The 7,810-nt window shown below is 44.3% G+C and carries 6 protein-coding genes; 3 read left to right on the top strand and 3 right to left on the bottom strand.

The window, feature by feature from the left end; genetic code table 11:
- The 3 genes from prc to B9J84_RS09330 all read right to left on the bottom strand — a co-directional run.
- On the bottom strand, window positions 1–1,527 hold a 1,527-nt coding region (prc, locus tag B9J84_RS09340), incomplete at its 3' end, for a carboxy terminal-processing peptidase (protein WP_094124011.1).
- 17 nt (window positions 1,528–1,544) lie between these two features.
- Window positions 1,545–2,174, bottom strand: coding sequence for an RNA chaperone ProQ (gene proQ, locus B9J84_RS09335; RefSeq protein ID WP_017044692.1), 630 nt, complete (start codon window positions 2,172–2,174; stop codon window positions 1,545–1,547).
- A gap of 99 nt (window positions 2,175–2,273) precedes the next feature.
- Window positions 2,274–2,747, bottom strand: a complete 474-nt coding sequence (locus B9J84_RS09330) for a GAF domain-containing protein (protein WP_017041971.1) — start codon at window positions 2,745–2,747, stop codon at window positions 2,274–2,276.
- A gap of 91 nt (window positions 2,748–2,838) precedes the next feature.
- Here B9J84_RS09330 and B9J84_RS09325 point away from each other — a divergent pair, with 91 nt between their 5' ends.
- The 3 genes from B9J84_RS09325 to B9J84_RS09315 all read left to right on the top strand — a co-directional run.
- Window positions 2,839–4,635 (top strand): ABC transporter ATP-binding protein, encoded by a 1,797-nt coding sequence (locus B9J84_RS09325; protein WP_094124010.1) that lies wholly within the window; start codon window positions 2,839–2,841, stop codon window positions 4,633–4,635.
- A gap of 31 nt (window positions 4,636–4,666) precedes the next feature.
- Window positions 4,667–5,926 carry a paraquat-inducible protein A gene (locus tag B9J84_RS09320; protein WP_013856919.1) on the top strand — a complete coding sequence of 420 codons (1,260 nt, stop codon included), beginning with the start codon at window positions 4,667–4,669 and terminating at the stop codon, window positions 5,924–5,926.
- Window positions 5,919–7,810: MlaD family protein (locus B9J84_RS09315; protein ID WP_094124009.1), on the top strand; the 1,892-nt coding region annotated here is incomplete at its 3' end. The genes B9J84_RS09320 and B9J84_RS09315, both read left to right, overlap by 8 nt.

Below are 7,810 nucleotides of genomic sequence, written 5' to 3'. Positions count from 1 at the left end.
ATAAAATTTCTGAATCGTATATTGAACGTAACCTAATTCTTTATCAAACAAGTCGTAGATATGATTCAACGAGCGATGCTGTTGAACCGTTCCCTTACCGAATGAGTTTTCGCCAACAATGATCGCTCGTCCATAATCTTGCATTGCCGCTGCAAAAATTTCTGAGGCTGATGCGCTGTAGCGATTCACCAATACTGTCATTGGCCCCTGATAACTGATTTTTCCATCCGTGTCACTATTGACGTTTACTCGTCCATAGCTATCGCGAACTTGCACAACCGGGCCGCTTTCAATAAATAAGCCGGATAATGCCGTCGCTTCCGTTAATGCACCCCCACCGTTATTACGCAAATCGACGATCACGCCATCCACTTTTTTCTGCTTCAGTTCAGTCAGCAATTTGTCCGTGTCTTGCGCTAAACCGACATAGAAGCTAGGGACTTCAAGCACGCCGATTTTCTTGCCATTTTTCTCGATGATTTTTGATTTAACCGCTCGATCTTCTAAACGAATTTTGTCTCGAACAATAGTGACAACGTGACTTTTAGCGTCTTTACCTTCCGGCAAAACTTGCAACTTCACCTTAGTGCCTTTCGGGCCTTTGATCAGTTGTACGACATCATCTAGACGCCAGCCGATAACATCAACCATCTCTTTGCCATCTTGGCCCACACCAATAATACGATCGCCTTCACCCAACTGCTTGCTATTTGAGGCAGGACCACCCGCAACTAACGAACGAATGATGGTGTAGTCGTCGGTCATTTGCAGTACAGCACCAATCCCTTCCAATGAAAGATTCATTTCTGATTGGAACTGCTCGGCATTACGTGGAGAGAGATAACTAGTATGCGGATCAACTTCACGCGCAAAAGCATTCATATAAAGCTGAAATACATCTTCGCTGTGGGTCTGAGACAGACGTTTGATCGCGTTATTATAACGCTTGCCTAGCGTTTCTTTAATTTCCGGCCACTCTTTACCCGTAAGCTTTAAGTTCAGTGCATCATATTTGACACGTTGCTGCCATAACTTATCGAGCTCGGTTTTATCTTTCGGCCAAGCTGCTTTTGAGCGATCAAGTTCCATCGATTCATCGGCTTCAAATGTAATTTCTTTGTCGAGCAGAGAAAGCGCATATTGAAAACGCTCAAAGCGCTTTTGCATTGATAAGTTATAAACATCAAATGCAATTTGGTTATTGCCAGCCTTGAGTTGATCATCAAGTTGTGTCGACCACGTATGAAAGGAATCAATATCGCTCTGAGTAAAGATATTGCGGTTGTAGTCGAGCAGTTCGAGATAACGATTGAAGATAGCTTGCGAGAAATCGTCATTCAAGTTGAAGTGTTTGTAATGAGAACGAGTAAAACGGGAAGTCACACGCTTACTCGCCGTTTCATGCTGCATTTCTGGGGCAAGAAGAGTTAAATCTTCTTTGCTAAGAGTGGCTTCTAAGGCCTGAACGGATGACGCTGCTAGCCATAGGCCAGCAGCGATCAACGTTAATTTTGAACGGCATTTCATGCGTAGGAATTTCTCCTTTATGCGCGCAAGTGCTCCGCTTTCACAACCATTTGTAGGCCGTTGACAAGTTGAACGCGCACATCTTCCTTATTAACTTCAACAATGGTCGCAGCCATGTTTCCTTTACCCATGTTTACGTTCACTTGTTTGCCAGTGATCATTTCATCAGCATTTAAAGCGCGCGTCTCGACAGGTTTTTCAGCTTTTGGCGCTTTCGCTTGAGGACGACGAGCTTGTGCTTGAGGCTTTTTCGCTTTTGGTTGCTTCGCTTTTGCCTCTTCGCGTGCTTTTTGTCCTTGCTCTTTACGACGAGCCTGTACTCGAGCTTTACTTTCTGCCAATGCGGCTTGTGCGTGCTCTACATGTTCTTCTTCTAACTCTCCACATGGGTTGCCATCAAGGTCAACACGAGTTGCACCTAGTTTAACACCATGTAGATAACGCCATGACGACGTGTATTGTCTTAACGCAGCACGCAGCTGTGTTTTACTTACTTTTGAGTCTTCGTTTAGGCGTTCAGCAAGATCTTGAAAAATACCAATTTTCAAAGGCTTTGCTTCACCTTCTAAAGTAAAGCACTTAGGGAAACATTCAGCAATGTACGCAATAACTTCTTTGCTGTTTTTTAACTTTTCAGTGTTTTCCATGAGGATTCCTGGTTTATGCGGTCTTTCCGCGAGGCATTAAGATAAATATGTTCGGTATTATAGTGACCTAAATGCGAAAAACCACAGGCAATGACCAATTTATGCCTTGTTAGCGTGTGAATTGAGCAGCTTTTCTATCTCAATCATTAATTCTGCCATCCCTTTCTCATCAATTTCAGAAAAACGGCCAATTGTTGGGCTATCAATATCCAATACTCCCACCACTTGGCCATTGATAGAAAATGGCACCACCAACTCAGAATTGCTCGCAGCATCGCAAGCAATGTGACCAGCAAACTCATGGACATCATAAACACGTTGTATACGGTTAGTCGCCGCCGCAGTACCACACACACCTTTTCCTAAGGGGATGCGTACACAAGCTGGTTTTCCTTGAAAGGGACCGAGAACCAGTTGCTCTTCTTTTATTAGGTAAAAACCCACCCAGTTAAGATCTTCAAGCTCCATGTTAAATAAGGCGCTCAAATTGGCAAGATTAGCGATTAAATCCGTTTCAGATTCAACCAGTGCCACCGCCTGCTTGGTAAGACGGCGGTATTCTTCTATGTTCATATAAACTCAACGACCTTTTGAAAACGGAAGACATCTATTTTTGAACAGCGTACAATTTCTCACACGATAAATAGGATGCATTCTCATCATAATGACTAATTCCAATGACACTATTAGCCGCTCTTGGGTAATAAAACAAGTAAAAAAACATCGACCTACACTTCTATTTGCCAATGCGATCGCGGTTATTGCAACGCTGGTTAGTGTCCCTATTCCACTATTAATGCCATTAATGGTCGACGAAGTTCTGCTGAATAAACCCGCTTCTGGTTTGGCGATGATGAATACTATTCTACCGACATCGATGCAAAACCCAACAGGCTATATTGCGCTCACGTTATTACTAGTGGTCTTGATGCGTAGCGTCAGCCAAGCGCTCAACATACTTCAAAGCCGTCAATTTACTTTGGTGTCCAAAACCATCACTTACCAAATGCGCTGCAAAATGATTGATAAATTAGGACGGATCAGCATCAGGCAGTACGAAACCAAAGGCAGTGGTGGTATTAATGCTCACTTAATCACCGACATCGAAACCATTGATCAATTCATAGGTAGCACACTCAGTAAATTTATCATCAGCCTACTGACCGTATTAGGCACCGCGGGTGTTCTACTCTGGCTTGAGTGGCGTTTAGGGCTGTTTATTTTATTGGTCAACCCGATTGTAATTTACTTTTCACGTAAACTCGGAAGCAAAGTCAAACATCTGAAAAAGCGAGAAAACCAAGCGTATGAACGCTTTCAAAATCGGCTAGTCGAAACATTAGATGGCATTTATCAATTGCGTGCCGCTAATAAAGAGCGAGAGTTTCTCAATGAACTCAAACAGCAAGCCAACCAAGTCCGAGAGAATGCAGACAAATATGCATGGCAATCAGAGGCTGCAGGGCGCGTCTCATTTCTCCTGTTTTTACTTGGTTTTGAGCTATTTAGAGCGGTCGCGATGCTGATGGTGATCTTTAGCGACTTGACCATAGGGCAAATTTTCGCCGTTTTCGGTTATTTGTGGTTTATGTTAGGCCCAGTGCAAGAACTGCTGAGTATTCAATTTTCTTGGTACAGTGCAAAGGCGGCCTTTCATCGCATTAATGATCTGCTTGCACTGGAGGAAGAGCCTCGCCCTATTTGCAAAATTAACCCATTCACGGATAACCGCCAGGTCGATGTTGAGGTTTCTCACGTTAATTTTGCCTACGATAGTGAAAAGAGTGTGCTCAACGATCTCTCGCTCACGATTCCGGCGGGTAAAAAAGTTGCGTTGGTTGGCGCAAGTGGTGGTGGGAAATCCACGTTGATCCAACTGTTAATTGGTGTGTATCAGCCCAATTCCGGGCAGATCCGTTTTAATGGTGCGACCACTGAAGAGATAAGTTTTGATATTATTCGCGATAACATTGCCGTGGTATTACAACAACCTATACTATTCAACGACACCTTAAGGCATAATTTGACCCTCGGCGGTCAATATGCAGAAGAGGAATTATGGCAAGCGCTGCATATTGCACAACTGGATGATGTGACTGCGAATCTCAGTGACGGTTTAGAAACGCTAGTTGGTCGAAATGGTATTCGCTTGTCGGGAGGACAACGTCAACGTTTAGCCATCGCTCGGATGGTACTGAGCAATCCTAAATTTGTTATTTTGGATGAAGCAACATCCGCGTTAGATACGGTAACTGAAGCGGCATTGCACAATGCTCTGACTGGATTTTTGAAAGGTCGAACTACTTTAATTGTTGCGCACCGCCTTTCGGCTGTGAAACAAGCCGATATAATTTACGTGCTGGAAGATGGTCAAGTTAGCCAAATGGGTACGCATCGAGAATTAGTCGAGCAAGATGGGTTATATCAGACCCTTTATGGAAATCTCCAATCGTACGTTTAGTGATTGGGTAACAATAAATTAGGATGATTGTTTGTCTCAACATTCAGCGCTTATTCAACATCCACAATCACCTAACGGCGTGAGGTTGTGTCACGGCTGTGAATTGGCCGTTGATCTCGTCGAGGTTGAGCATGGAAAAAGTGCCTATTGTCCACGCTGCGGTACCCAACTGTACCGCGGTGGGTCTCCCTCTTTATCTGGGGATTTAGCCGTCGCCATCACTTGCTTGTTACTGTTTATCCCCTCTCATTTTTTTGAATTCATCAGTATTCGCTTGGTTGGGGTGATGATCCCCGCCACCTTGCCATCCGGTGTTTTTGCGCTGGCTGAAGAGGGCTTTGGAGCGCTCGCTTTATTGGTACTATTTTGCAGCTCTATTGCGCCACTTTTAGTGTGTGGTTCCGTAGTGACCGCTCATATCGCCTTGCGTTATCGATGGTTTCATCTACTGCGTGGCTCACTGATCATTATTCAGCGATTAAAAGCGTGGGTAATGCTCGATGTTTTTTTAGTCAGCGTGGCGGTATCTTGTTTTAAACTTCAAGATTATTCCGACATTTTTATCGGTGTGGGGTTGTATGGTTTAGTCTTGTTGCAACTGGCAACCGTATTGTTAGCGACTCGAGTTAGCGTAAGGCGCTATTGGCAAGCGTGGCAGCCAGAGAATCAATATGCCTTCGAGCGTAAAGAGGTGCATTGCCACCATTGCCATCTTTCACAACCAGAAAATACGCACTGCGTGCGTTGCGCGCAAAAATTATATCACCGGAAACCCAACTCGATACAACGAACTTGGGCCTATTTAATTGCAGCAAGTGTCGCTATTTTCCCCGCGAACCTGATTCCAATATCGATTTTAATTACCAACGGACAGCGATTAGAAGACACCATCTTCTCTGGTGTTGCGTCACTGATTAATAGTGGTATGGTCGGAATTGCAATCATCATTTTTGTGGCCAGTATAATCGTGCCTATTGTAAAAATATTCGGCCTGACCTATCTATTACTGGCGATTAAATTTAAGCGAACGGTTTACCACCGTCAGAGAATGAACATTTATTTCGCGATTAAATGGATCGGCAAATGGTCGGTAATGGATCTGTTTGTCATCTCAATTATGTTGACACTGGTTGATCGCGGTCAAATTCTCGACTTCACTCCCGGTTATGGAGCCGTTGCCTTTGGCTTGGTGGTTGTACTCACCATGCTCGCCACGGAAAGTATGGACCCAAGACTCATCTGGGATAATTACCCAGAAATCGCAGACCAAAACGAGCCTTCACATGAGTAAACAAATTTCAAGCCAGCCCTCACACACTCCCGATGTTAAGCGAAATAGGGGCATCTCACCTTTGTGGATACTGCCCATACTCACCATGGCGCTCGCAGGTTGGTTAGTCGTTAAAGCCATTCACGATGCTGGCGAACGAATCCAGATCTATTTTTCGGACGCACAAGGCTTAGTCGCAGGGCGAACAACAATTCGCTACCAAGGGCTCGAAGTCGGCATGGTAAGAGATATTAAACTGTCCGAAGGATTAGAAAACATCTATGTGGAAGCCGATATTTATCCAGAAGCTACTCAGTTACTCAATGACAATACCCGATTTTGGTTAGTGAAGCCAACGGCCAGTTTATCTGGCGTTTCAGGTTTAGATGCATTGGTTTCAGGAAACTATATTGCGATTCAACCGGGTAACGAAAATAGTTCAGCTGAACACGATAAAGTGTTTAGTGCTTTAGATGGTGCACCTTCTGATCTACTGCCTAATCAAGGGCTTATCATTTCGCTAAAGGCTCGCGATCTCGGAGGTATTTCTGTTGGCTCACAAATCGTCTATAAAAAAATTCCGATTGGTGAAGTGTTTAACTACAAACTCGATGACGATGCAAAGTCGGTACTCATTCAAGCCTCGATAAAAGACGAGTATCGCCACATTATTACCAATGAAAGCCGTTTTTGGAATGTCAGCGGTGTTGGTGCAAGCATTGGCTTTGAAGGTGTTGATGTCCGCTTAGAAAGTTTAAGTGCATTAATCGGTGGTTCAATTGCCGTCGATTCACCGGACGGTGGGGAGCCTGTTGAACAAAATACCCAATTTAGTCTCTATCGCGATTTAAAAACCGCAGGGCGTGGTATCCCTGTGAAAATCACCCTACCCGATCAGCATAATATTAACCAAACCGGTGCCCCCATCATTTACCGAGGAATAGAAGTCGGCCAAATCACGGAATTGCAGCTCAGTAAAAGTCACCAACAGATCATCGCCTCTGCCGCTATCCAACCGGCTTTTAGTGATATGCTCAATTCGGGAAGCCGTTTTGTGTTGGAAGAGGCCAAAGTCTCACTCTCTGGAGTTGAGAACATCGGTAATTTGATCAAAGGGAATTACTTGACACTCATTCCTGGCAAGGGCGAAAAGGCCAGAAGTTTCACTGCAATTCGCCAATTTGAATTTAATCAGTCACAAGCAAAATCAATTGCTATCAAACTTACAGCGGAAAGCTCATATGGCTTAGATGCGGGCAGCCAGATTTTGTATCGAGGTATCGCGGTAGGTTCAGTAATTGACGTAAAGTTGCAGCAAGACAGTGTTGTGCTCAATACGCTGATTGATGAAGAGTACTCATCACTCATACGCTCACAGAATCGTTTTTACATTACAGGCTCGGCCACCGCGGAGCTCACCGAATCAGGCCTTAATGTTTCGATCCCTCCTGCCAAACAACTGCTCGCCGGCTCAATCAGTTTCATCAGCGAAGGCGCTGAAAATGCGAGTAATGAATACCCGCTATATCAAAGTAAATCCTTAGCTGAGCTTGCAAAATATAATCAAAGCGGCTCACAGACACTGACTCTTTTTGCCGACGAGCTTCCTCCCATCAATCCGGGCAGCCCGCTCCTATACCGTAATCTTCAAGTAGGCAGTGTTTTTGGCTTTAAGCTCACGAAAGAAGGTGTGAAAATCGAGGTCAAAATAGAGAATCAATATCGCCATCTGATTACGAATCAAACTGTTTTTTGGAACCGTTCTGGCGTCGAAATTAATGCAACACTTGCAGGCGTAAAAGTCAAAGCCGCTCCTTTAAAAACATTAATTCAAGGAGGCATTGCATTTGATTCGTTGCAAGGCATTGATAACAAAGATCAGAATTTGTGGAAGCTCTATGACAG

Source organism: Vibrio sp. V03_P4A6T147, assembly GCF_002241085.1.
Classification (GTDB): domain Bacteria; phylum Pseudomonadota; class Gammaproteobacteria; order Enterobacterales; family Vibrionaceae; genus Vibrio; species Vibrio anguillarum.
The sequence above is the reverse complement of the archived record's forward strand: the minus strand, read 5'-3'. Positions and strand labels throughout refer to the sequence as shown.

Bases quoted from the DNA above. Each gene is read 5' to 3' on its own strand.
- proQ (WP_017044692.1), bottom strand. From the start codon at position 2,174: ATGGAAAACACTGAAAAGTTAAAAAACAGCAAAGAAGTTATTGCGTAC.
- B9J84_RS09330 (WP_017041971.1), bottom strand. From the start codon at position 2,747: ATGAACATAGAAGAATACCGCCGTCTTACCAAGCAGGCGGTGGCACTG.
- B9J84_RS09325 (WP_094124010.1), top strand. From the start codon at position 2,839: ATGACTAATTCCAATGACACTATTAGCCGCTCTTGGGTAATAAAACAA.